The sequence below is a fragment of the Pseudomonas sp. P97.38 genome (assembly GCF_001269745.1).
GTDB classification, from domain to species: domain Bacteria; phylum Pseudomonadota; class Gammaproteobacteria; order Pseudomonadales; family Pseudomonadaceae; genus Aquipseudomonas; species Aquipseudomonas chlororaphis_E.
Window position 1 is genome coordinate 1 of sequence record NZ_LHVJ01000024.1, and the last position, 23,019, is coordinate 23,019.

The 23,019-nt window shown below is 62.8% G+C and carries 17 protein-coding genes, 2 tRNA genes and 1 pseudogene; 4 read left to right on the top strand and 16 right to left on the bottom strand.

The genetic code is table 11. From position 1 onward, the window contains the following. Positions 1-80 precede the first annotated feature (80 nt). On the bottom strand, positions 81-527 hold the full coding sequence (azu, locus tag AD664_RS18005) for an azurin (protein ID WP_053148327.1): 447 nt from the start codon (positions 525-527) through the stop codon (positions 81-83). Positions 528-877: 350 nt separating this feature from the next. On the opposite strand from azu, the gene AD664_RS18010 reads away from it, so the two are divergent. Next, complete coding sequence (locus AD664_RS18010) at positions 878-1,465, top strand: TIGR00730 family Rossman fold protein (protein ID WP_053148329.1); 588 nt, start codon at positions 878-880, stop codon at positions 1,463-1,465. 67 nt (positions 1,466-1,532) lie between these two features. Further along, the gene (locus tag AD664_RS18015; RefSeq protein WP_053148331.1) at positions 1,533-1,715 is read left to right on the top strand and encodes a hypothetical protein; all 183 of its coding nucleotides are present in this window, start codon (positions 1,533-1,535) and stop codon (positions 1,713-1,715) included. A gap of 198 nt (positions 1,716-1,913) precedes the next feature. Here AD664_RS18015 and AD664_RS18020 read toward each other — a convergent pair whose 3' ends face one another. The 13 genes from AD664_RS18020 to rnr all read right to left on the bottom strand — a co-directional run bounded on the left by AD664_RS18020 (position 1,914) and on the right by rnr (position 20,375). Next, positions 1,914-2,807 carry a transglutaminase family protein gene (locus AD664_RS18020; protein ID WP_053148333.1) on the bottom strand — a complete coding sequence of 298 codons (894 nt, stop codon included), beginning with the start codon at positions 2,805-2,807 and terminating at the stop codon, positions 1,914-1,916. Next, positions 2,807-5,293 carry a circularly permuted type 2 ATP-grasp protein gene (locus AD664_RS18025; RefSeq protein WP_053148335.1) on the bottom strand — a complete coding sequence of 829 codons (2,487 nt, stop codon included), beginning with the start codon at positions 5,291-5,293 and terminating at the stop codon, positions 2,807-2,809. The genes AD664_RS18020 and AD664_RS18025 overlap by 1 nt, the downstream gene beginning before the upstream one ends. Positions 5,294-5,519: 226 nt before the next feature. After that, positions 5,520-8,813, bottom strand: coding sequence for a DUF2126 domain-containing protein (locus AD664_RS18030; RefSeq protein WP_053148337.1), 3,294 nt, complete (start codon positions 8,811-8,813; stop codon positions 5,520-5,522). Between the two features lie 166 nt (positions 8,814-8,979). Further along, positions 8,980-9,441 (bottom strand): hypothetical protein, encoded by a 462-nt coding sequence (locus AD664_RS18035; RefSeq protein WP_053148339.1) that lies wholly within the window; start codon positions 9,439-9,441, stop codon positions 8,980-8,982. Further along, on the bottom strand, positions 9,438-10,367 hold the full coding sequence (locus AD664_RS18040; protein WP_053148341.1) for a hypothetical protein: 930 nt from the start codon (positions 10,365-10,367) through the stop codon (positions 9,438-9,440). Before AD664_RS18040 ends, AD664_RS18035 begins: the two co-directional genes overlap by 4 nt. A 202-nt stretch (positions 10,368-10,569) precedes the next feature. Beyond that, positions 10,570-12,870: a YgiQ family radical SAM protein gene (locus AD664_RS18045; protein ID WP_053148342.1), complete on the bottom strand. Its 2,301-nt coding sequence runs from the start codon at positions 12,868-12,870 to the stop codon at positions 10,570-10,572. A 231-nt stretch (positions 12,871-13,101) separates the two neighbouring features. Continuing rightward, a complete protein-coding gene (gene dnaB / locus AD664_RS18050; RefSeq protein ID WP_053148344.1) occupies positions 13,102-14,499 on the bottom strand; it encodes a replicative DNA helicase in 1,398 nt (465 codons plus the stop codon). A 124-nt stretch (positions 14,500-14,623) separates the two neighbouring features. Beyond that, a complete protein-coding gene (rplI, locus tag AD664_RS18055) occupies positions 14,624-15,070 on the bottom strand; it encodes a 50S ribosomal protein L9 (protein WP_003186385.1) in 447 nt (148 codons plus the stop codon). 18 nt (positions 15,071-15,088) lie between these two features. Continuing rightward, entirely contained in the window at positions 15,089-15,979 is an 891-nt protein-coding gene (locus AD664_RS18060; protein WP_053148346.1) for a hypothetical protein, read from the bottom strand. A gap of 37 nt (positions 15,980-16,016) precedes the next feature. Then, positions 16,017-16,247 (bottom strand): 30S ribosomal protein S18, encoded by a 231-nt coding sequence (gene rpsR / locus AD664_RS18065; protein ID WP_002551829.1) that lies wholly within the window; start codon positions 16,245-16,247, stop codon positions 16,017-16,019. Positions 16,248-16,275: 28 nt separating this feature from the next. After that, positions 16,276-16,704 carry a 30S ribosomal protein S6 gene (gene rpsF, locus AD664_RS18070; RefSeq protein ID WP_003186395.1) on the bottom strand — a complete coding sequence of 143 codons (429 nt, stop codon included), beginning with the start codon at positions 16,702-16,704 and terminating at the stop codon, positions 16,276-16,278. Positions 16,705-17,007: 303 nt separating this feature from the next. Then, entirely contained in the window at positions 17,008-17,769 is a 762-nt protein-coding gene (gene rlmB, locus AD664_RS18075; protein ID WP_047736054.1) for a 23S rRNA (guanosine(2251)-2'-O)-methyltransferase RlmB, read from the bottom strand. Continuing rightward, a complete protein-coding gene (gene rnr, locus AD664_RS18080; RefSeq protein WP_053148349.1) occupies positions 17,766-20,375 on the bottom strand; it encodes a ribonuclease R in 2,610 nt (869 codons plus the stop codon). The genes rlmB and rnr overlap by 4 nt, the downstream gene beginning before the upstream one ends. Before the next feature lie 227 nt (positions 20,376-20,602). On the opposite strand from rnr, the gene AD664_RS18085 reads away from it, so the two are divergent. Then, positions 20,603-20,689: transfer RNA gene (locus AD664_RS18085), tRNA-Leu, on the top strand. A 177-nt stretch (positions 20,690-20,866) separates the two neighbouring features. Then, a tRNA-Leu gene (locus AD664_RS18090) sits at positions 20,867-20,953 on the top strand. A 187-nt stretch (positions 20,954-21,140) separates the two neighbouring features. On the opposite strand, the gene AD664_RS28235 is transcribed toward AD664_RS18090, so the two are convergent. Together AD664_RS28235 and AD664_RS28240 are read right to left on the bottom strand one after the other, a co-directional pair. Then, positions 21,141-22,025, bottom strand: a complete 885-nt coding sequence (locus AD664_RS28235) for a methyl-accepting chemotaxis protein (protein WP_371260970.1) — start codon at positions 22,023-22,025, stop codon at positions 21,141-21,143. 21 nt (positions 22,026-22,046) lie between these two features. Beyond that, a pseudogene (locus tag AD664_RS28240) lies at positions 22,047-22,739 on the bottom strand (methyl-accepting chemotaxis protein); the annotation flags it as partial. Positions 22,740-23,019: the final 280 nt, after the last annotated feature.

The following is a 23,019-nucleotide window of genomic DNA, read 5'->3' on the forward strand; positions in this document are numbered from 1 at the left end:
TTGCTCGCGAAGGCGGTGTATCTGTGACATCTATGTTGAATGTCCGGCCGCCTTCGCGAGCAAGCCCGCTCCCACAGAAATTATTTCAGGGTAACAGTACCTTTCATCATCGAAATGTGGCCCGGGAACGAGCAGAAAAAGCCGTATTTTTCAGCGGCATCGAGCTTCGAAACGTCGAAGGTCACCGAGTCCTTCTCATTGGCACCAATCACCTTGGTATGGGCAATGACGCGGTCGTCAGCGTCTTTCAGGTAGTTCTTGTCGATGCCAGCCGCCAGGCCGTCGGTCGCGATCGGCTGCATGTCGGCTTCTTTGCTCAGGACCCAGTTATGGCCCATGACGTTTTTCGGCAGGTTGCCGGAATGAGTCAGCTCAACGGTGAAGGTCTTGCAGCTTTTGTCGATTTCGATGGCCTTGGTGCTGAAGGACATCTGGTCGGTGGAGTCGATCGTGGTCTTGCACTCCGCTGCCATCAGTTGGCTGCTGGCCAGCGTCAACAGGGATACCGCAACAAGTTTGGCAAACATCGTGAATCTCCAAGGCATGGTTAGAAAATTCCTTCAAAGGGGAAGACTGCCTTAATTTCAGACAAGTTCCTATGACCTGAATCAAACATTGTATACAACTTAAGGCTATCAGCCTGATGGACACAATCAACAAGCCAGACGCACGAGCCCACCCTATGATCGGCTCCATCACCCTCTGGAGCGTCCACCATGAACCTCAACAGCCTGTTGTGCAGCTTGCTCGCCGCCTACGCCTGCGGCGCCAGTGGCACCTATGAAAAACCCCAGCGCGAAGGCTAAGACTTTCAGCGCCTTTGCACACCCGTGACGAGGCTTTACTCTGCAACGGTCATCGACCCACGGAGTAACGCATGTCCATTGCATCTGTTTGTGTATTTTGCGGCGCCAGCACCGGCAGCCATCCCGCCTACCGTGAAGCGGCCCAGACCCTGGGAAAGGCGCTGGCCGAGCGCAAGCTGACACTGGTCTATGGCGGCGGTGCCGTCGGCCTGATGGGCATCGTTGCCGACGCGGCCCTGGCAGCCGGCGGAGAAGTCATTGGCATCATTCCCCAAAGCCTGAAGGACAAGGAGATCGGCCACGCCGGCCTGACCCGCCTGGAGGTGGTGGACGGCATGCATGCCCGCAAGGCGCGCATGGCCGAACTCAGCGATGCCTTCATCGCCCTGCCCGGCGGCCTCGGCACGCTGGAAGAGTTGTTCGAGGTCTGGACCTGGGGCCAGCTCGGCTATCACGGCAAGCCGCTGGGCCTGCTGGAAGTGAACGGGTTCTACAGCAAACTGACCGGTTTCCTCGACCACATCGTCGGCGAAGGCTTCGTCCGGGCGCCGCATCGTGACATGCTGCAAGTGAGCGAGTCGGCCCATGACCTGCTCGACGCGCTGGACGAATGGCAACCCTCGGTGCAGCCGAAGTGGGCCGAACAAAAACCCCGCTAACGGCTCGGCCCCGATACAGGGCAGAATACGCGCCGCTCTCCCTCCCTTCGACCCCAGAGGAACGCCCATGGCCAAACCCAATTATTCCTTCGCCAAACGTCAGAGAGACCTGGCCAAGGAGCAGAAGAAAGAGGAAAAGCTGCAGCGCAAGAAAGCCTCGGCTGAAGAAGCGGCACTGAGCCACGACGCCGAAAGCGACGTGACCACCGACGAAGGTGACGCACCGAAAGACCCGGCGCCTGACGCCTGATCCCTCCTGCCCCGCCGGTCCTGTGTCCTGGATCGGCAGCCCCGCTGCCGGCCTGAAAACCGGGACCATGGGCTTTGCTCGCTATTGAATACCTTGCCTGTGGGAGCGGGCTTGCCCGCGAAGGCGGTGTACCAGCGACCTCATCAGCCACTGACAACCCGCTTTCGCGAGCAAGCCCGCTCCCACACTGTAATCGTCCTATGACTCAACCGGCATCACCGTCACCCGCACCTCGGGATCGTGGTTGCCACCGCCCAGGATCACCCCGCGCAACGGCGACACATCGGAAAAATCCCGGCCCCAGGCCAAGGTGATGTGCTCCAGGGCCGGCTGCACATTGTTGGTCGGATCAAAATCCACCCAGCCCAGCACCGGGCAATACACCGACACCCAGGCGTGAGACGCGTCGGCGCCGATCAGGCGTGGCTGGCCGGGTGGCGGCTGGGTCAGCAGGTAGCCACTGACATAACGCGCCGCCAGCCCGCGCGAACGCAGACTGGCCAGCATCAGGTGGGCAAAGTCCTGGCACACGCCCCGCCGCCGCTCCAGCACCTCCACCAGCGGCGTCGCCACCTGGGTCGCTTCGGCGTCGAAGGTGAATTCCTGGAAAATCTTTTCCATCAACGCCCGGACCCCGAGCATCAACGGCCGGCCCGGCGGGAAACAGCTTGCGGAAAACTCGACGAAACTGCGCTTGAGGTGCACATAGGGCGACTCGAAACGGTAACGGCACGCCTCCAGCACCGGGGCCGCGAGCGGCCGGCCACTGTAGCTCAGTGCCTGGCAGGTCGACTCCCAGGCCGGGGACATATTGAAATCCAGCTCAGGACGGGCCAGCACTTCGACGCTCAACCGTGCGTTGACCTGCAACTCATCGTGCGGTCGCTCGAAAGCCAGGCGGGTCAGCGGGTTGCCGAACACGTCCTGTTCATCGCGGCGGGTGGTCGGTTCCGGGCTGATCAACAACTGCTGCTCGGTACAACGTTGCCACTCACACGGCCGTGGCCACAGGTGCGCGAGCTGCTGGGCCAGGGAAACCGGACTGTCATAGTGGTAATGGGTGTCGTGGAAAATCTGGTAACGGGCACTCATCAGACGGACACCGTGCGCTGGCTGACATCATCGACATGGGCAAAGTGACGCAAGGCCAGGCGATCGGACACCTGACCGCTGACATCGGCCACTTCCTGGAGCAGGTCGGCCAACCCGTCGAGCGCCGCGCGCAGGCTGGTTTCGCCGAACAACGGGTTTTCCAGGCAACGCAAATCGAAGCGTGAAAGACGCGTCACCAGGTCCGGCAAGGCAACGTCCCGGGGCGCGCCGAAGTCATCGTTGAGACGCTTGAGGGTGCGGGCCACCAGTTTCAACTGAAAGAGCACCGCATGGGGGTTCTGCTCGTCCAGCAACAGCAGGTCGAGCACCGGGATCAGTTGCGCCACCGCCAGATAGCGCGAGCGGTAGGTGATGCTGCTGTTACCCAACTCCAGCAACCATTCCAGCCCGGCCTGATCGAACACGGCCTCGCCCCGCAGGAATGCCGCCAGGCTGCTGCTGAGAAATTGCAGGCGCTCCAGGCGTCGGCCGATCATCAGAAAGCGCCAGCCCTCGTCGCGGGTCATGTCGTCCAGGGCAAAACCGGACAACGCCGCCAGGGACATCACCAGCCGGTTGAGGAAGTCCAGCAGTTCGCCGAAATCCGGCTCGGCGGTGTCCAGTTCCATGGCCTCGCGCTGCAGCTCAACCAGCGCCTGCCAGTTCTCCCGCGACAACTTCCCACGCACCTGGGACGCCGCCCACTGCAAGCGCTGCAGGTTGGAGCGCAGGCTGAACGACCAGTCCTCGCCCAGCAGGGCCGCCAGCAGCCGCTCGGGCAATTGCCCCTCGTCGGGCAGCAACATCAGGCTTTCGCCCAGGGCCACCGCCGACTGCAAGGCCTGCGGATCATCGCCGTCGACGTAGCGTGCGAGCATGATCCGCAACAGCCGCGCGCTGTCGTCGCAACGCTCGCAGTAACGGCCGAACCAGAACAGGTTTTCCACCACCCGCGACGGCAGGTACGGATCGCGGCGAACCAGGTCGTGGACGCCTACGGTCCGCTGGGCAGCCCACTGCTCGCCGCCCGGGGCCTGCTCCGCCAGCACCCAGGTGTCCTTGCTGGCGCCACCGCGCTGCATCGACACCACCTCGGCGTCGGCCTCGGCGGCCACGCGCGTCAGGCCACCGGACAGCACCCGATAATCATCCTTCCCGGCCACCGCATACACGCGCATGCCAATGGCCCGGGGCTGGATCTGCCCGTCCTCGGCCTGCCAGACCGGAGCCTGGGACAGTTGCGCCAGCTCCTGGGCGACGTACGCGTAGGGACGCGCCTGCATGCGCGCCGCCAGTTGGCTGCGCTGCTGTTCGCTCAGGTCGCGGCCGAACACCGGGTTGAAGCTCTGCGAAGGGAACGCCGGCTTGATCAGCAGTTCTGGCAGTTTCTCCAAAGCCTGGGCCAGCACCGGTGGTTCACCGCACCACCAGGTGGCGATCGACGGCAGCAACAACGCTTCGCCGAACAGGTACTGGTTGATTTGCGGCAAAAAGCCCAACAACCCTGGCGATTCCAGCACGCCGCTGCCCAAGGCATTGGCCACCAGCACCCGGCCCTGGCGCACCGCCTCCAGCAGCCCCGGCACGCCCAGGGCCGAATCGGTGCGCAGTTCCAGCGGGTCACAGAAATCATCGTCGAGACGACGCATGATGGCGTGGACCCGGCGCAGGCCGCTGAGGGTCTTGAGGTAGACCGTGGCGTCCCGGACAGTCAGGTCGCTGCCTTCCACCAGCGGATAACCCAACTGGCGCGCCAGGTACAGGTGTTCGAAATAGCTTTCGTTGAACCGCCCCGGCGTCAGCAGCACCACCAACGGCGGCTCGCCATCGCTGGGCGCCTGGCGTGCCAGGGTTTCCTGCAAGGTCCGGAAGAAGCCGGACAGGTGTCGCACCTTGAGGTCGCGGTACAACTCAGGAAACGCGCGGGAAACGATCATGCGGTTTTCCAGCGCATACCCGGCCCCCGACGGCGCCTGGGTCCGATCCGCCGTGACCCACCAGCGGCCATCGGGTGTGCGCGCCAGGTCTACCGCGTACAGGTGCAGGAAGTTGGCGCCCGGCTGGGCAATGCCCTGGCAGGGCCAGAGGAAATTGTTGTGCCCGAACACCAGTTCCGCCGGCAACAGGCCCTCGCTGATCAGCCGCTGTGGCCCGTACAGATCAGCCAGCACGGCGTTGAGCAGGCGGCCGCGCTGGGCGATGCCGGCCGACAGGTGCTTCCACTCCTGGGCATCGATGACGTGCGGCAGCAGGTCCAGTTCCCACGGCCGATCCGCACCCTTGGGGTCCGCGTAGACGTTGTAGGTCACGCCGTTTTCCTGGATCTGCCGCGCCAGCAGGGCCTGGCGCTGGATCAACTGGGCCGGCGTGCTGCGTTGCAATTGGTCGAGCAGCCGTCGCCAGTGCGGGCGCACCGCACCGCTGTCGTCCAGCAATTCGTGATAGGTGCCCGTCGTCAGCGGGTAACGGTCAAGCAGGTCAGGCATGGAAAGCTCGGCAGACGGCAATGAAGGATCAGACTAGCGCAAGCAGATGACGCGCGGATAGATGTGTGTTGCCTTGGGCCTGGCAACCTATTTCAGCCTTGAACCATCGTGGCGAGGGAGCTTGCTCCCGCTTGACCGGGCTGGCGCACCCGTGCGAAGCGCTCACAAAAAAAAGGGCTGCTTCGCAGCCAGCGGGAGCAAGCTCCCTCGCCACACAAGGTGTGCGTTACATGTTCGGGGCCCCATGGAAACGCCGCAGATCAAGCGTGAGCGGAAATTCGTCATCCACGGCCAGGCTCGGTATCGGAATTTTCCCGGGTGTGTGCCCGAGCCGGAAGAAGCGCGCCATCCGCCGACTCTCGGCTTCGTTGGCATTGACCGGCAGGCTCTCGTAGTTGCGCCCGCCAGGATGCGCCACGTGATACTGGCAGCCGCCCAGGGAACGCTGCGTCCAGGTGTCGAGCACATCGAAGACCAGCGGCGCCTGCACCGGGATGGTCGGTTGCAGGCAGTTGGCCGGTTGCCAGGCGCGAAAACGCACCCCGGCGACGAACTCGCCGACCCGACCGGTGGGGTGCAGCGGCACCGGCACGCCGTTGCAGGTCAACACATAACGTTGCGGCGCCAGGCCATTGAGCTTGACCTGCAAGCGCTCCAGGGAGGAATCCACATAACGCACAGTGCCGCCTGCCGCGCCCTCCTCCCCGAGCACATGCCAGGGCTCCAGCGCCTGGCGCAACTGCAATTCGATGCCATTGACCGCGTAATCGCCAACCTTGGGAAAACGGAACTCCAGGTGAGCGGCGAACCACTCGGCGCGCAACGGGTAGCCGGCAGCGTTCAGCTCATTGATGACGTCGGCAAAATCCTGCTCGATGAAGTGCGGCAACAGGAATCGGTCATGCAGTTCGGTGCCCCAGCGCGCCAGTTTCGCCGGCGCATAGGGCTCGCGCCAGAACCGCGCCACCAATGCCCGCAGCAACAGTTGCTGGACCAGGCTCATGCGGGCGTGAGGCGGCATCTCGAAAGCGCGCAGTTCCAGGAGGCCGAGACGCCCGGTGGCACCGTCCGGGGAATAGAGCTTGTCGATGCAGAATTCGGCGCGGTGGGTATTGCCAGTCACGTCGATCAACAGGTTGCGCAACAACCGGTCAACCAGCCAGGGCGGGCATTCCTCCCCAGGCTGGGGCATCTGCGCAAAAGCGATTTCCAACTCGTACAACGCGTCGTTGCGCGCCTCGTCCACCCGCGGCGCCTGGGACGTCGGGCCGATGAACAATCCGGAAAACAAGTAGGACAACGACGGGTGGTTATGCCAGTAGCTGATCAGGCTGCGCAGCAGATCAGGACGCCGTAGGAAAGGTGAGTCAGCCGGTGTCGCGCCGCCCAGTACGAAATGGTTACCGCCACCAGTGCCGGTGTGCCGGCCGTCGATCATGAATTTTTCGGTGGTCAGACGGGTCAGTCGCGCCTGTTCGTAGAGGAACTCGGTGCGCTCGACCAACTCGTCCCAGGAGGCCGAGGGTTGCACGTTGACCTCGATCACGCCCGGGTCGGGGGTGATGCGCAAATTGCCCAGGCGCGGATCGCTCGGCGGCTCATAGCCTTCCAGCAGCACCGGGCAGTGCAGTGCCTGCGCCGTCGCCTCGATGGCGCTGACCAGCTCCAGGTAATCCTCGGCCCGCTCCAGCGGTGGCATGAACAGGTACAGCCGGCCGTCGCGGGCCTCGGCACAGAGGGCGGTGCGGGTCAGCCAATCGGCCGAGACATCGACCGGCGGCGCACGGTCCGGTTCGACGGCCGCTTCGCCGTGCTGCGCCAACCGTTCGGTGTCGGGCAACTCAGGAAAATCCTGGTTCGGATCGGTGGGGTGGATGAACGGGAACTCAGCCGCCGTGACCCAGGGCTGCGACGCCAACGGCAGGCGATAGCCCAGAGGCGAATCCCCCGGCACCAGCCGGCAGTGCTCATCCCGCAGGTACCAGCGACCGCTCTGCCATTGATCGCCCTTGGCGGTACGGGCCAGCGGCAGGACCTGACCGATCACCTTGTCCAGGCCCTGGTTGAAGACCTTGCGCAGCCGCGCGCGCTCCAGGGGGTCTTCCAGGCGTGGGTCCTGGGCCGTGACATTCGAAGGCAACGTCCCTTCGCGCCACAAGTAATAGAAATTGTCTTCGTAGGCCGGGAACACGAATCGCGCGGGAATGTTCAGGCGCTCGGCGACGCGGGTCAGGAAGCGCCCCGCCAGCTCGCCGTCAGCCTGGTAGTCCTGCTGCTCGTCGGCGATCAGTGCGCTGTCGTGCCAGATCGGCACACCGTCACGGCGCCAATAGCAATTGAGCGACCAGCGCGGCAGTTGTTCGCCGGGGTACCACTTGCCCTGGCCGAAATGCACCAGGCCCTTGGGGGCATAGTGGTCGCGCATCCGTGCGAACAGCTCGGCAGACAGCCGGCGCTTGTCCGGCCCGAGCGCCGCGGTGTTCCACTCGGCGCCATCCGGGTCGTCGATGGACACGAAGGTCGGCTCGCCGCCCATGGTCAGGCGCACATCGCCCTCCAGCAGATCCACGTCAATCTGCCGGCCCAGGGCCTGGATCGCCAGCCATTGCGCGTCGGTGTACGGCTTGGTCACCCGCGGCGCTTCCCAGACGCGCTCGACCGACATGGTGTGGCTGAATGCGCACTCGCACGGCTCCACCAGGCCACTGATCGGCGCCGCCGAGGACGGGTCGGGGCTGCACGCCAGCGGGATATGCCCTTCGCCGGCGAACAACCCGGACGTCGCATCCAGGCCGATCCAGCCCGCGCCCGGCAGGTAGACCTCGCACCAGGCATGCAGGTCGGTGAAGTCCACCTCGGTCCCGGACGGGCCGTCGAGGCTTTTCACATCGGCCGTCAACTGGATCAGGTAACCGGACACGAACCGCGCCGCCAGGCCGAGGTTGCGCAACAGTTGCACCAGCAACCAGGCCGAGTCGCGGCAAGAACCGGAGGCCTGCTCCAGGGTGTGCTCCGGAGTCTGGACGCCGGGCTCCATGCGGATCAGGTAGTTGATGTCTTCGCTCAGGCGCTGGTTGAGCGCCACCAGGAAATCCACCGCCGGCAGCGGCGTGCGGTCGATGCCCTCCAGGTAAGTCTGCAACCGCGGCGTCAGCGGCAGGGTTTCCAGGTACGGGGCCAGCTCCTTGCGCTCATCGGCGGCGTAGCTGAAGGGGATCTTCTCGGCATAAGGCTCGAGGAAAAAGTCGAAGGGGTTGAACACCGCCATTTCCGCCAGCAGGTCGACCTCGATCCGCAGTTCCTCGGTTTTCTCGGGAAACACCAGCCGTGCCAGATAATTGCCCTGGGGGTCTTGCTGCCAGTTGATGAAGTGCTGGTCGGGCGAAACCTTCAGCGCGTAGGAAAGAATCCGCGTACGGCTATGGGGCGCCGGGCGCAGGCGAACGATCTGCGGGCCGAGCTCGACGGCGCGGTCATAGCGGTAATGCGTGACGTGGTGCAAAGCAACATGGATCGACACGGCGTGCCTCCTGCGAGCCTGGGCGTTATCGAAAGCGGCGCAAGACTTATGCCATGCAGGCAGGCCGGACACTTTCTTCGTCTACTCAAGGCAGTAGAGCACTAAAACCGAACGTTGCCCGCTTTCTGCGCAATGGGCCGCACATAAATGTGGCGAGGACGCGGGCTCAGCGGCGGGAGCGCGGGCCCTTGGCGGCCTGGATGATCAGCTCGCGCTGGCGGCGAATCTCCACCAGCTTGCGACGCATCTCCCGGTGGCGCTTGCTGTTGAGCAACAACAACCCCAGTAGAGGCAGCAGCACGGCGAACACGTAGACGCCTTGGTGCGGCCGGTAGGCAAACATCGGCAGCACGGCGGCCAGGCACGCCAGGAAATACCCCGCGACCCCCCAGACGGCCCAGGCCCGCCCACGTACGATCAGGAGATTGGCCCCCACCAGGACCAGCACCAGGGCCAATGTCCCGAACCCGACATAGTCAGCCCTGGTGGAGGGTTCCAAGTCTCGCCAGTAGGTCGTCCCGGCCAGCGAGAGCAGCATCGACCCACAAAAGCAGCCCAGCAAAAGGGTGCCCATGAACACCGGGAAGTACCGGGCCAGGAAGCCCTTCAGCGATCCGCCGCCGATCATTCGGTGAACTCCTCATACAAGCCGACAGCCACGGTTTTCACATGACCGTCGCTGGTGTAACTCCCGATGACGCCCAAGGCACCCCCCAAGGCGTCCTTGATCTGAGTCAGCGTCGCGTGTCTGATTTCGGCGGACGAATAGCGTTTGGGCAGGGCTCCGGCCCGCTGCTGCAACTTGAGCAGCTTGGCGGTCAGGCTCGGATCCTTGAGCGACAGCAACTCCTTGGTCAATTTGCTGCGTTCCTGCCGGCTCAACCCCTTGAGCAACTGGTACCAGCTCTTTCCGGTGGCGGCTGCCTTGTTGGCCTTGAGCAGGCGAACCGTGGTCAGGGCCGAGCCACCCACGCCCACCAGGGACACCGCATCCAGGATCGGCGAGACGATGTTGTACCAGTCGGCGTCGTTCATCTCATCATTGCCGGTGGGGTTGTTCAGTTCGTTGGCGACCCGCGCGCCGCCAATCACACATTGAGCGGTACTCGCCGTCGCGGCAGCTACGCCCAGGGCCACCACCCAGGCACTGGCTCCAGCGGTAAAGGGCACCGCGACGCTGCCACTGAACACCACCACCCAACCGATGACGGCGGCGACGCAAGACAAACCGGCATTGGTCGCCTCCACCCCGAGCTTCGACTCCCGCGGGCTGCTTTTCACCTGGTCGATGAACTGCTGCGGGGCGATGTACTTCTTGGCCTCGCGCAAAATCACGCGCTTGGGCGCGATGCTGCAGATCGGCTTGAACTCGCGCAGGGTCACCACGTTGTACTCGGAGTCGATGTACACCACCCCTGCGCCGGCAATGTTGGGGTCCGCATCGATGGCCGCGAACAGGCGCGGCAGGTTGACCTGGGCTTCGATGCGTTGACGGGCCATGTACTGGGAGAACGTGAAGTCCATGCCAATGGCGGGGGTTGAGGGGCTGCTCATGGGAATCGTCCTTGAGGATCGGAGGGTGAGCGCTTTATCGACACAGCCTCTGTGCAAGATCGGCACAGACCTTGTGGCGCGGCACATCACCCGGCTTCATGGCCCGGAACAGGGGCGGCGGCCACGATAGCAAATGGGCAGCACAGCCGCTAGAAAGCAAAACGCCAGCACTTAGGCTGGCGTTTGCGGTGCAACGTGGCGATCAGCGTGGCACGACCGGCTTGCGTGCCGGCTTCGGCCCCTTGCCCTTGGCCGCGTCCTTGCGCTCCTTGGCGGCCTGCTGGTTGCGGGCGAACGCGGCGGCCTTGGCTTGCTCGCGCTTGTCCCACGAATTGCCGCCGTCGCTGGCGCGTGGTGGCAGGCCAGTGTGCTGGGTCAGGATCCGAGTGGTGTCCTTGCCCACCTTGTGGCTGCCGGCCGGCGTCGAGTTCTTGCGACGGGCGCTCTGGTAGCTGTCGGTGGCCGGCTGGTGCAGCGGGATCAGCTGATGCTTGCCCGGCCCGATCAGGTCGGCCCGGCCCATGCGCGTCAGCGCTTCGCGCAGCATCGGCCAGCCCTTGGGGTCGTGGTAGCGCAGGAACGCCTTGTGCAAACGGCGCTGCTCTTCGCTCTTGACGATGGTCACCCCGTCACTCTTGTAGGTGACCTTGCGCAGCGGGTTCTTGCCCGAGTGATACATGGCCGTGGCGGTGGCCATCGGCGACGGGTAGAACGCCTGCACCTGGTCAGCCCGGAAGCCGTTGCCCTTGAGCCACAGCGCCAGGTTCATCATGTCTTCGTCGGTGGTGCCCGGGTGGGCGGCGATGAAGTACGGAATCAGGTACTGCTCTTTCCCGGCTTCCTTGGTGTACTTCTCGAACATCCGCTTGAACCGGTCATAGGTGCCGATGCCCGGCTTCATCATCTGGTTGAGCGGCCCTTCCTCGGTGTGCTCCGGGGCGATCTTCAGGTAACCGCCGACGTGGTGGGTCACCAGCTCCTTGACGTACTCCGGCGACTCGACCGCCAGGTCGTAGCGCAGGCCGGAAGCGATCAGGATCTTCTTCACCCCAGGCAATGCCCGCGCGCTGCGGTACAGCTGGATCAGCGAGGAATGGTCGGTGTTCAGGTTCGGGCAGATGCCGGGGAACACGCAGGATGGCTTGCGGCACGCGGATTCGATCTCCGGGCTCTTGCAAGCAATGCGGTACATGTTCGCGGTCGGGCCGCCGAGGTCGGAAATCACCCCGGTGAAGCCCGGGACCTTGTCGCGGATCTCTTCGATCTCGCGAATGATCGACTCTTCGGAACGGTTCTGGATGATCCGGCCTTCGTGCTCGGTGATCGAGCAGAACGTGCAGCCGCCGAAGCAGCCGCGCATGATGTTCACCGAGAACCGGATCATCTCGTAGGCCGGAATCTTTTCCTTGCCGTAGGCCGGGTGCGGGATACGTGCGTAAGGCATGCCGAACACGTAGTCCATTTCCTCGGTGGTCATCGGAATGGGCGGCGGGTTGAACCAGACATCGACGTCGCCGTGCTTCTGCACCAGGGCGCGGGCATTGCCCGGGTTGGTTTCCAGGTGAAGCACGCGGTTGGCGTGGGCGTAGAGCACCGCGTCGTTGCGCACCTTTTCCACCGAGGGCAGGCGGATCACGGTCTTGTCGCGGGTCATCTTCGGGCTGGCCAGGATCTGTACGACCTTGGCTTCGCTGGGGTCCTCAACCGGCCCCTTCTCCTGCTCGATGGCGCAGGCGGCAGTGTCCTGGGTGTTCACGTACGGGTTGATGATCTTGTCGATCTTTCCCGGACGGTCGATGCGCGTGGAGTCGATTTCGTACCAGTCCTTGGGCGTGTCGCGACGAATGAACGCGGTACCGCGCACATCGGTGATGTCTTCGATCTTGTGGCCATAGGACAGGCGCTGGGCGACCTCGACGATGGCCCGCTCGGCGTTGCCGTAGAGCAGGATGTCGGCGCTGGCGTCGATCAGGATCGAGTTGCGCACCCGGTCCTGCCAGTAATCGTAATGAGCAATGCGTCGCAGGGACGCTTCGATGCCGCCGAGCACGATGGGCACATGCTTATAGGCTTCCTTGCAGCGCTGGCTGTAGACCAGGCTCGCACGGTCCGGACGCTTGCCCGCCAGGCCGCCGGGGGTATAGGCGTCATCGGAACGGATCTTCTTGTCGGCGGTGTAGCGGTTGATCATCGAGTCCATGTTGCCGGCCGCGACGCCGAAGAACAGGTTGGGCTCGCCGAGCGTCATGAAGTCGTCTTTGGACTGCCAGTTCGGCTGGGCAATGATCCCCACGCGAAAGCCCTGGGCTTCCAGCAAACGGCCGATGATCGCCATGCCGAACGACGGGTGGTCGACGTAGGCATCACCGGTCACGATGATGATGTCGCACGAATCCCAGCCGAGCTGATCCATCTCCTCCCTGCTCATGGGCAGGAATGGCGCTGGGCCGAAACATTCGGCCCAGTACTTGGGATAGTCAAATAACGGCTTGGCTGCTTGCATGTCGATGACCGGTATAAAAGGTGAAAAATCGCGGGGGCGAAATATAGCACAAAAAATGATCAAGTCCGACGGCTATGGTCGGAAATGGTCGGGCTTATCGCAAAACCAATGTGGGAGCGGGCTTGCTCGCGAAAGCGGACGGACATTCAGCATCAATGTCTCCTGAGCCACCGCTTTCGCGAGCAAGCCCGCTCCCACAAGGAGTATTACAGCCCTTCAAAAAAGAAGGTCTTACTCATCATCATCAAAGTTATAGCTACCCGGCGCCAGGTTCTCGAACCGGGTGTATTTACCGATGAACGCCAGGCGGATGAAGCCGATCGGACCGTTCCGCTGCTTGCCGATGATGATCTCGGCGATGCCCTTGTGCTCCGTCTCGGGGTGATACACCTCGTCGCGGTACACGAACATGATGACGTCGGCGTCCTGCTCGATCGCTCCGGATTCCCGCAAGTCGGAGTTCACCGGGCGCTTGTTCGGACGCTGTTCCAGGGAGCGGTTCAACTGGGAGAGCGCCACCACCGGGCAGTTGAACTCCTTGGCCAGGGCCTTGAGGGAACGGGAGATCTCGGAAATCTCGTTGGTCCGGTTGTCGCCGCTGGAGCCGGGAATCTGCATCAATTGCAGGTAGTCGATCATGATCAGCGCAATGTCACCGTGCTCGCGCACCAGGCGACGGGTCCGGGCGCGCATTTCCGACGGGCTGATGCCGGCGGTGTCGTCGATGAACAGCTTGCGGTCATTGAGCAGGTTGACTGCCGACGTCAGGCGGGGCCAGTCGTCATCTTCCAGTTGGCCGGAACGGACCTTGGTCTGGTCGATGCGCCCCAGGGACGACAGCATACGCATGATCAGCGATTCGCCTGGCATCTCGAGGGAGTACACCAGCACCGCCTTGTCGCTGCGCAGCACGGCGTTTTCCACCAGGTTCATCGCGAAGGTGGTCTTACCCATGGACGGACGGCCGGCGACGATGATCAGGTCGGCCGGCTGCAAGCCGCTGGTCTTCTCGTCGAGGTCGGTGTAGCCGGTGGACAACCCGGTGATGGCGTTGTCGGTGTTGAACAGGGTATCGATCCGGTCGATGGCCTTGGTCAGCAAGTCATTGACGCTGACCGGACCGCCGGTCTTTGGCCGCGCCTCGGCGATCTGGAAGATCTGCCGTTCGGCTTCATCGAGGATCTCTTCGGCGGTACGCCCTTCCGGGTTGAAAGCGCTGTCGGCGATCTCGTTGCTGATGCCGATCAGTTGGCGCAGGGTCGCGCGCTGGCGGACGATCTGCGCATAGGCCTTGATGTTGGCGACAGACGGCGTGTTTTTCGCCAGTTCGCCGAGGTAACCGAGGCCGCCCACCTGGGACGTCTGCCCTTCCTTGTCCAGTTGTTCGGCCAGGGTCACGACGTCGATCGGCATGTTCTGATCGGCCAGCTTGGCGATCGCCCGGAAAATCAGGCGGTGGTCATGCCGGTAGAAATCGCCGTCGGAGACTTGATCGAGCACGCGCTCCCAGGCGTTGTTGTCCAGCATCAAGCCACCGAGCACGGCCTGTTCGGCCTCGATGGAGTGCGGCGGCACCTTCAGGGCAGCGGTTTGCAGATCGTATTGCTCGGGAGCGGTGATTTCGTTCATGGCCACGGGGATTCTGGTGATGAAAACAGCAATTGCACAAAGACAAAGGGCACGACCTGTAAACAGGATCGTGCCCGATGTTACCGACTAGTACCCAAGGGTGCCAGCCGACAGGTGTTGTTGCTTAGGCTGCTACCACGACAACGCGTACGGTGGCTTCAACTTCAGCGTGCAGGTGCACGGCGACGTCGAATTCACCCACGTTGCGGATGGTGCCGTTCGGCAGACGAACTTCGCTTTTCGCGACTTCAACGCCGGAGGCGGTCAGTGCGTCAGCGATGTCGTGAGTACCGATCGAACCGAACAGCTTGCCTTCGTCGCCAGCGGTGGCAGTGATGGTCACTTCCAGCTCGGCCAGTTGGGCAGCACGGCTTTCAGCCGATGCCTTACGGTCTGCGGCGGCTTTTTCCAGCTCAGCGCGACGCTCTTCGAACGCAGCCAGATTGGCAGCGGTCGCAGCGGTGGCTTTGCCGAAAGGCAGCAGGTAGTTACGACCGTAGCCGGCCTTAACGTTTACTTTGTCGCCCAGGTTGCCCAGGTTGGCGATTTTTTCCAGAAGGATCAGTTGCATGTGAAAATCCTCTAACTTTTAACCTTCACCGTTCGCGTTGTCGGCGTCTTTCGACGCCATCCGACCGCGAAAATCAATCAGGCTGTCAACGATGGCCAGGACCACGAGCAACGGACCGAGCAAGTGCATGAAAGGAAACAACGTCACGTACATCCCCACCAGCCAGAAACTGGCCAGTCGTTTCTGCGCCACCAGCCCATGAACCAGGGCCAGACCGGCGAAGATCAGCGGCACACTGCACAACGGCAACAGGATCAGTGCATGCAGCCCGAAGAACGGAGCCACACACATGACGGCCAGCAGTGACAGCGCCACGCCTTTGGGGAATCGGACGGCGCGAAACTCGCGACCGAAACCACCGGGGTTGTACAACGAAGCTTGCCAATAGCGCCCAAGCATCAGGCACAGCACGCTAAAGATCTGCAACGAAGACGCTATCGAAATGATCATCAGCGGAGCAGTCATGGCGGTGACAAACGCCTTCTGGTCTGCCGAGAATGTCTCGTAGACCCCACCCATCGCCAGCGGCAACACGTCCTTGAACGTCTGCGCCAGCGATTCGATGATGGAACTGAACACAGTCCCCAGGCTCACCGCACACAACAACCCCACGGCCACGCTGCACAGCAGCACGCGGTTCCAGGTATGCCCGGCGCGCAAAATCAACGCCAGGCTGCAAGCCCCGATCAACACCAGGAGCGTTGTCGGGTCCTTCAGGAAATGCCAGCTCACCAACGCCGACAACAACCCGATACCCAGGACGCTCAAGGCGTCCGAACCGCGCCGCAGGAGCACAAGGCATCCGGCGGCGGCACTCAACCAGAACAACAGCGGCAATGCCGCGGATCCGGCCACGACCAGCGTGGCCTGCACACGTCCCCGCATGATGAAGTCAGCTAAGGCGCGCATGCATTCAATCCCTTACTACTCGTCGACGAACCTGGTCTCAGCGGCCGTGGCTGTCGGTGTAGGCCAGCAGGGCCAGGAAGCGGGCGCGCTTGATAGCGGTGGCCAGCTGACGCTGATAACGAGCTTTGGTACCGGTGATACGGCTTGGAACGATTTTGCCGGTCTCGGATACGTAGGCTTTCAGGGTGTTGAGATCTTTGTAGTCGATCTCTTTCACGTCTTCAGCGGTGAAGCGGCAGAATTTACGACGACGGAAGAAACGTGCCATGTGATTGGCTCCTTAAAAGGTCCGTGGATTACTCGTCAGCGTTATCGCTGTTGTCGCTGTCGCTATCGCTGTCATCGCCATCGGCGCTGTCAGAGTGCTCAGGACGGTCGCGACGCTCACGGCGCTCACTGCGGTTTTCTTCAGCCTTGAGCATCTCGGATTGGCCGGTAACGGCTTCTTCGCGACGGATGACCAGGTTACGGATCACTGCATCGTTGTAGCGGAAGTTGTCTTCCAGCTCGGCCAGGGCCTTGCCGGTGCACTCAACGTTCAGCATCACGTAGTGAGCCTTGTGAACATTGTTGATTGCGTAGGCCAGTTGACGACGGCCCCAGTCTTCCAGACGGTGGATTTTGCCGCCGTCTTCTTCGATCAGCTTGGTGTAACGCTCAACCATGCCGCCGACTTGCTCGCTTTGATCCGGGTGGACCAAAAAGATGATTTCGTAATGACGCATGAATGCTCCTTACGGGTTGTAGCCTGCCGCTCAAAAACGGTCAGACAAGGAGTGAATGACACTTATGGACTTGTGGACGCTAGACACATAAGTGCCTGCCATCACAGCAAGGGGCGCAATTGTAGAGAAGGGTCGAGGGCGGCGCAAGGCAATTGGTGATTATTTGAACAATCACAATCCGTGCTTCATCACAAACCTTTGTGGGAGCGAGCTTGCTCGCGATAGCGGCCTGCCAGTCGACACTGCTGTCACTGATACACCGTCATCGCGAGCAAGCTCGCTCCCACAGGGGTTACTGCAGGGTCAGGGCTTCTTTGCCGCCGCCTTGACGCTACGCTGACGCAACGCTTCGAACAGGCACACGCCGGTCGCCACCGACACATTGAGGCTGCTGACGCTACCGGCCATCGGCAGCTTGACCAAATAGTCGCAATGCTCGCGGGTCAGGCGACGCATGCCCTTGCCTTCGGCGCCCATGATGAGGATCGTCGGGCCGGTCAGGTCCTGCTGGTAGAGGTCCTGCTCGGCCTCGCCCGCCGTGCCGACCACCCACAGGCCGCGCTGCTGGAGTTTCTCCAGGGTGCGCGCCAGGTTGGTCACGGCCACCAGCGGAATCACCTCCGCGGCGCCGCAGGCGACTTTTCGGACCGCCGGAGTCAATGTGGCTGACTTGTCCTTGGGCACGATCACCGCCAGCGCGCCGGCGGCATCCGCCGAACGCAGGCAGGCGCCCAGGTTATGCGGGTCGGTCACGCCGTCCAGTACCAGCAGCAGCGGCGCGCCTTCAGTGCGATCGAGCAGCTCTTCGAGCATGGCCTCACCCCACACCTGGCTCGGACTGACTTCGGCCACGACGCCCTGGTGAACGCCTTCGACCCAGGCGTCCATCTCGCGCCGCTCGGCCTGGCCGACCGCCACGCGGTTTTCATTGGCCAGCTCGACCAGGGTCTGCACCCGAGGCTCGCTGCGGCTTTCCGCCAGCCAGATCTGCTTGACCCGCTTGGGATGATGACGCAACAGCGCTTCCACGGCGTGCACGCCGTAGATCTTTTCCAACTGACTCATGACTTGGCCTTGGGTTTACGCGCCCCGCCACTCTTGGCCGGGGCCGAGCCCGCTTTCGGCGGGCCTTTACGGTGTTTGCTGGGTTTGCTGGCGGCCTTGTCCGGTGCCGAACGCCCGGTCTTGCCCGACGCTCCTTTGCCACCGTTCTTGGCTTCAGCCAGCAACGCCTGCTTCATTTCACGGCTTTTGCGCACTTCGGCGTTCTTCGCCGCCGCATCGCTCGGACGATAGGCCTCGCTGGCTTTTTCCTTGGCCGACCCGCGCCCGGAGCGGGACGATGCCGGCTCAGCGGCCTTGGCAGCAGGCGCGGAGGTTTCGGCACCGCGTTTCTTGCGGCCAATCGGTGCGCTGATGGTCTTCTCCGCCATCTCGAAGTCGATCTTGCGCTCGTCGAGGTCGACGCGCATGACCCGCACTTCAACGGTATCACCCAGGCGGAAGCTGCGACCGGTGCGCTCGCCCGCCAGGCGGTGATGCACGGGGTCGAAGTGATAGTAGTCCGCCGGCAGCGCAGTGACGTGCACCAGGCCCTCGACGTAGATATCGGTCAGCTCGACGAACAGGCCGAAACCGGTCACAGCCGTGATCACGCCCGGGAACGACTCACCGACGCGATCCTTCATGTATTCGCACTTGAGCCAGTTCACCACGTCGCGGGTCGCTTCGTCGGCACGACGCTCGCTCATCGAGCATTGTTCGCCGAGCTGCTCGAGGGCGGCTTCGTCGTACGGGTAGATGCGCGCCTTCGGAATCGTCATCGCACCGGCACGCTTGACGTGCGGAGTATTCATCTTCGAATGGATCACGCTGCGAATGGCCCGGTGCGTGAGCAGGTCGGGGTAACGGCGGATCGGCGACGTGAAGTGGGTGTAGGCTTCGTAATTCAGGCCGAAGTGGCCCTGGTTATCGGCGCTGTACACCGCCTGGCTCAACGAACGCAGCATCACGGTCTGGATCAGGTGGAAATCCGGGCGATCCTTGATGCTGGCCAGCAGGGCCTGGTAATCCTTGGGTGTCGGACCTTCCTTGCCTTTGTGCAAGGAAAGGCCCAGCTCGCCGAGGAACGCCCGCAGCTTTTCCAGACGCTCCGGCGGCGGGCCGTCGTGGACCCGGTACAACGCAGGAATCTCGTGCTTCTTCAGGAATTCGGCGGTGGCGACGTTGGCCGCCAGCATGCATTCCTCGATCAGCTTGTGCGCATCGTTGCGAACAGTCGGGCGGATTTCGGCGATCTTGCGCTCGGAACCGAAGATGATCCGGGTTTCCTGGGTTTCAAAATCGATTGCACCGCGCACATGACGCGCCGCCAGCAGCACCTTGTACAGTGCATAAAGCTGCTTGAGATCCGGCAACACTTCGCTGTACTCACCGCGCAACTTGCGCGACTCGGCCAGTTTCGGCGTCTCCAGCATCGCGCTGACCTTGTTGTAGGTCAGCCGCGCGTGGGAATGGATCACCGCTTCGTAGAAGCAGTAATCGGTCATCTCGCCGGACTTGGAGATGGTCATCTCGCAAACCATGGCCAGGCGATCGACGTGCGGGTTGAGCGAGCACAGGCCGTTGGACAGTTGCTCAGGCAGCATCGGCACCACGCGCTCGGGGAAGTACACCGAGTTGCCGCGCACCTGCGCTTCGGCATCCAGCGCCGAACCGAGCTTCACGTAGCTGGAAACGTCGGCGATGGCCACGTACAGCTTCCAGCCACCAGAGAACAGGCGCAGCTTGCCGGGCCGGGCTTCGCAGTAGACCGCGTCGTCGAAGTCACGGGCATCCTCGCCGTCGATGGTGACGAACGGCAGGTGACGCAGGTCGATGCGTTTTTCCTTGTCCTTCTCTTCGACTTCCGGCTTGAGCTTGGAGGCTTCCTTCATGACCGCATCGGGCCAGACGTGCGGGATGTCGTAGGTGCGCAGGGCAACGTCGATCTCCATGCCCGGCGCCATGTAGTTGCCCACCACTTCCACCACGTCCCCTTGGGGCTGGAAGCGCGGGGTGGGCCAGTGGGTGATCTTCACTTCGACGAACTGACCGACCTTGGCGTCGGCATTGCGGCCCGGGGTAACCAGCACTTCCTGCTGGATCTTCGGGTTGTCGGCGACGACGAAACCGATGCCGCCTTCCTCGAAATAACGACCGACGATGCTTTCGTGGGCGCGGGACACCACTTCGACGATCACGCCTTCACGACGACCACGGCGGTCCAGGCCGGACACGCGAGCCAGGGCCCGGTCACCGTCGAACACCAGGCGCATCTGCGCCGGGCTCATGAACAGGTCGTCGCTGCCGTCGTCCGGGATCAGGAAACCAAAGCCATCGCGATGGCCGGCGATGCGGCCCAGGATCAGGTCGAGCTTGTCCACCGGCGCATAAGTGCCGCGGCGGGTGTAGATCAACTGGGCGTCGCGCTCCATGGCACGCAAGCGGCGGCGCAGGGCTTCGAGCTGGTCCTCGGTGGTCAGGCCGAATTCTTCGACCAATTGCTCGCGGCTGGCGGGCGAACCCCGATCGGCGAGATGCGCCAGGATCAGTTCGCGGCTAGGAATAGGGTTTTCATATTTTTCCGCTTCACGAGCGGCCTCGGGATCGAGGGACTGCCAATCGGCCATTAGAGAGTTTTCACCTTGTCTATATGCGGGTTAGTTTGGCATAGGCTTAATGAAACGGGAAATTTCAGGCACCTGAATCCTGTTTCCGACGCCGTTCGACCCTGCGCTGCAGCCTAGGATCGTGCCACTCGTGAAATTTCCAGGTTTTTTTACCAAGAGGGGTTTACAGTTAAAAACACGCTCCGTATAGTGCGCGCCATCGACGACGCACACACGTTGCCGATACTGCCCAGATGGTGAAATTGGTAGACACGCCAGCTTCAGGTGCTGGTGACCGCAAGGTCGTGGAAGTTCGAGTCTTCTTCTGGGCACCAATTTCAAGCTGCAGACCAACAGCCTGCAAGCTTCACAAAAACCCGCGAAAGCGGGTTTTTGCATTTCTGCCCTCCTGAAATTCGACCTGGCAATTACTAAAACAAAAACAGGGGTTTACAGATCAAAACGCGCTCCGTATAGTGCGCCACATCAACAGCGGCAACGCTGAAGATGCTGCCCAGATGGTGAAATTGGTAGACACGCCAGCTTCAGGTGCTGGTGACCGCAAGGTCGTGGAAGTTCGAGTCTTCTTCTGGGCACCAATTCAAGCTTCAAGGTCATCGCCTTGAATCTCACAAAACCCCGCGAAAGCGGGTTTTTGCGTTTCTGGGTTCAGGAACCGCCTAAACCGCTATCGCGAGCAAGCTCGCTCCCACATTGGCCCCGTTAAACACCCGAGATCACTGTGGGAGCGAGCTTGCTCGCGATGAGGCCAGCCCAGCCGCGAGATCAGGCCCGGAACTGCCCCAGGCTTGCCTTCAACTGCGCCGCCAGGCTATCCAGCACCTTGCCGCTGGCCGTGGTTTCGACCACCGCCTGGGCCGCCTTTTCAGCCTGGACGTGAATGGTTTCGACCCGTCCACGCACCGCCTGCGCACCCTGGGCCTGATGGGCTGCAGCCTGGGTTGCCAGGCCGATGGCCGCGTGCACCTGTTCGACAGACGCCTGCACCGATTGCTGCAAGCGCGCGCTGTCACGCAACACCAGCAAGCCCTCATTGGCCTGGCGCCCAGCCTGACCAATCGCCGCCACCGCCTCGCGGGCGCCCTGCTGCAACGCCACGATGTGCGCCTGAATATCACCCGTCGAGCTCTGGGTCTTGCTCGCCAACGCTCGTACTTCATCCGCCACCACCGCAAACCCGCGTCCGGTCTCGCCGGCCCGGGCCGCTTCGATCGCCGCGTTCAAGGCCAGCAGGTTGGTCTGCTCGGCAATGCCATGGATCACCGTCAGCACCACCTCGATCTGCTCGCTCTGCTGCGCCAGCCGCTCGATCACCTTCGCCCCGGTGTCCACTTGCCCGGCCAGCGCCTCGATCAAACCGCTGACCTTCGCCGAGGTGCGCGTGTTTTCGTCCGTGGCCTGGCGAATCTCCACCACCTGCTGCAAGGCCGCCTGCATCGCCTGGCTTTCCGATTGAGCTTCGTCGGCCATTTGCGACAGCGCCCGCAAGCTCTCGGCCACCTCGTCACGCTGCATCCCGGCCGCCGCATCGGCGCCGGAGTTGCGCAAGGTCATCGCGCCGATCTCCACACCGGTACGCTGGGCGACATCGCCGGCCTCGCGCACGATGGGTTGCAACTTATCCACAAAGCGATTGACCGCCGACGCCATGTCGCCGATCTCATCCTTGCTGTTGATTTGCACACGCTTGGTCAGGTCGCCCTCGCCCGCCGCCAGGTCATTCATCGCCGCGATCAGCAGCTTGAGGCGATTGACCACCCGACGCCCCAGCACCACGGCCAGCAGCAACAGGACACCAGCGCCCACCAACGCCAGGCCGAGACCGATGCGCCAGCGCAAGGTGCTTGCCGCTTCCTGCACCGTACTGGAAGTGTTGGTCTGCATTTGCGTGGCCGTGGCCTGGGCCGATTGCAACCGACCGCGCATGGCGGTGGCACTGTCGGCCGCCGCGCCTTTCAGGCTATCGCCCACCAACTGGTCACTGCTGGCGATCAACGCCGAAAAGCGCTGGTCCAGCGCCTTCAGGTCGGTTTCGACGGACGCAGTGGAAACCCCCATCAGTACCTTGCCGATCTCCACGCCATTGGGGTTGATCGAAGCTTCGAGGTAATACACCGACGGATCGCTCTTCGCCGCATCCAACACCTTGTCCAGCGCCCGCTCGCCCTTGCCCTTCTCCAGCAACGCCTTGTTGATCGGGTTTTCCCGGTTCAAGTAGCGGGTCAGGTGCTCACCGGCAGCGTCGTCGTAAATGACGAACAAAACATTGGGGTTGCGCTGGGCCCGGCGGGCGAATTCGGAAAGGGTCGGCACATCGCTGTCCCACATGGCGCGGGGCGCGACGGAAGCCAGCAGTTGCGCCATATCATTGGCGGAATCGCGCAAGTCTTTCTCCAACGCCCCACGCAGCTGCGCCTGCTCGTCCTTCAGACGCGCGGACAGCCCGGCATTCAACCGCTGGCGAGTGTTGGCGGACAGGCTGTCCAGGCTCGACGTGACCTCACGCCCGGCCTGCTCCAGTTCTGCCGAAAGTTTCTGGCTGTCTACGCCCAACCGTGTACCGAGATCGGCTTCCAGCGCCGTGACAGTGCTCCGGGTCAGCGCGACGGCCACCAGTACCTGCACCAAAAGGGCGATACCGAGG

Bases quoted from the DNA above. Each gene is read 5' to 3' on its own strand.
- azu (WP_053148327.1), bottom strand. From the start codon at position 527: ATGTTTGCCAAACTTGTTGCGGTATCCCTGTTGACGCTGGCCAGCAGC.
- AD664_RS18010 (WP_053148329.1), top strand. From the start codon at position 878: ATGTCCATTGCATCTGTTTGTGTATTTTGCGGCGCCAGCACCGGCAGC.
- AD664_RS18015 (WP_053148331.1), top strand. From the start codon at position 1,533: ATGGCCAAACCCAATTATTCCTTCGCCAAACGTCAGAGAGACCTGGCC.
- AD664_RS18020 (WP_053148333.1), bottom strand. From the start codon at position 2,807: ATGAGTGCCCGTTACCAGATTTTCCACGACACCCATTACCACTATGAC.
- AD664_RS18025 (WP_053148335.1), bottom strand. From the start codon at position 5,293: ATGCCTGACCTGCTTGACCGTTACCCGCTGACGACGGGCACCTATCAC.
- AD664_RS18035 (WP_053148339.1), bottom strand. From the start codon at position 9,441: ATGATCGGCGGCGGATCGCTGAAGGGCTTCCTGGCCCGGTACTTCCCG.
- AD664_RS18040 (WP_053148341.1), bottom strand. From the start codon at position 10,367: ATGAGCAGCCCCTCAACCCCCGCCATTGGCATGGACTTCACGTTCTCC.
- AD664_RS18045 (WP_053148342.1), bottom strand. From the start codon at position 12,870: ATGCAAGCAGCCAAGCCGTTATTTGACTATCCCAAGTACTGGGCCGAA.
- dnaB (WP_053148344.1), bottom strand. From the start codon at position 14,499: ATGAACGAAATCACCGCTCCCGAGCAATACGATCTGCAAACCGCTGCC.
- rplI (WP_003186385.1), bottom strand. From the start codon at position 15,070: ATGCAACTGATCCTTCTGGAAAAAATCGCCAACCTGGGCAACCTGGGC.
- AD664_RS18060 (WP_053148346.1), bottom strand. From the start codon at position 15,979: ATGCGCGCCTTAGCTGACTTCATCATGCGGGGACGTGTGCAGGCCACG.
- rpsR (WP_002551829.1), bottom strand. From the start codon at position 16,247: ATGGCACGTTTCTTCCGTCGTCGTAAATTCTGCCGCTTCACCGCTGAA.
- rpsF (WP_003186395.1), bottom strand. From the start codon at position 16,704: ATGCGTCATTACGAAATCATCTTTTTGGTCCACCCGGATCAAAGCGAG.
- rlmB (WP_047736054.1), bottom strand. From the start codon at position 17,769: ATGAGTCAGTTGGAAAAGATCTACGGCGTGCACGCCGTGGAAGCGCTG.
- rnr (WP_053148349.1), bottom strand. From the start codon at position 20,375: ATGGCCGATTGGCAGTCCCTCGATCCCGAGGCCGCTCGTGAAGCGGAA.
- AD664_RS28235 (WP_371260970.1), bottom strand. From the start codon at position 22,025: ATGGCGTCGGCGGTCAATCGCTTTGTGGATAAGTTGCAACCCATCGTG.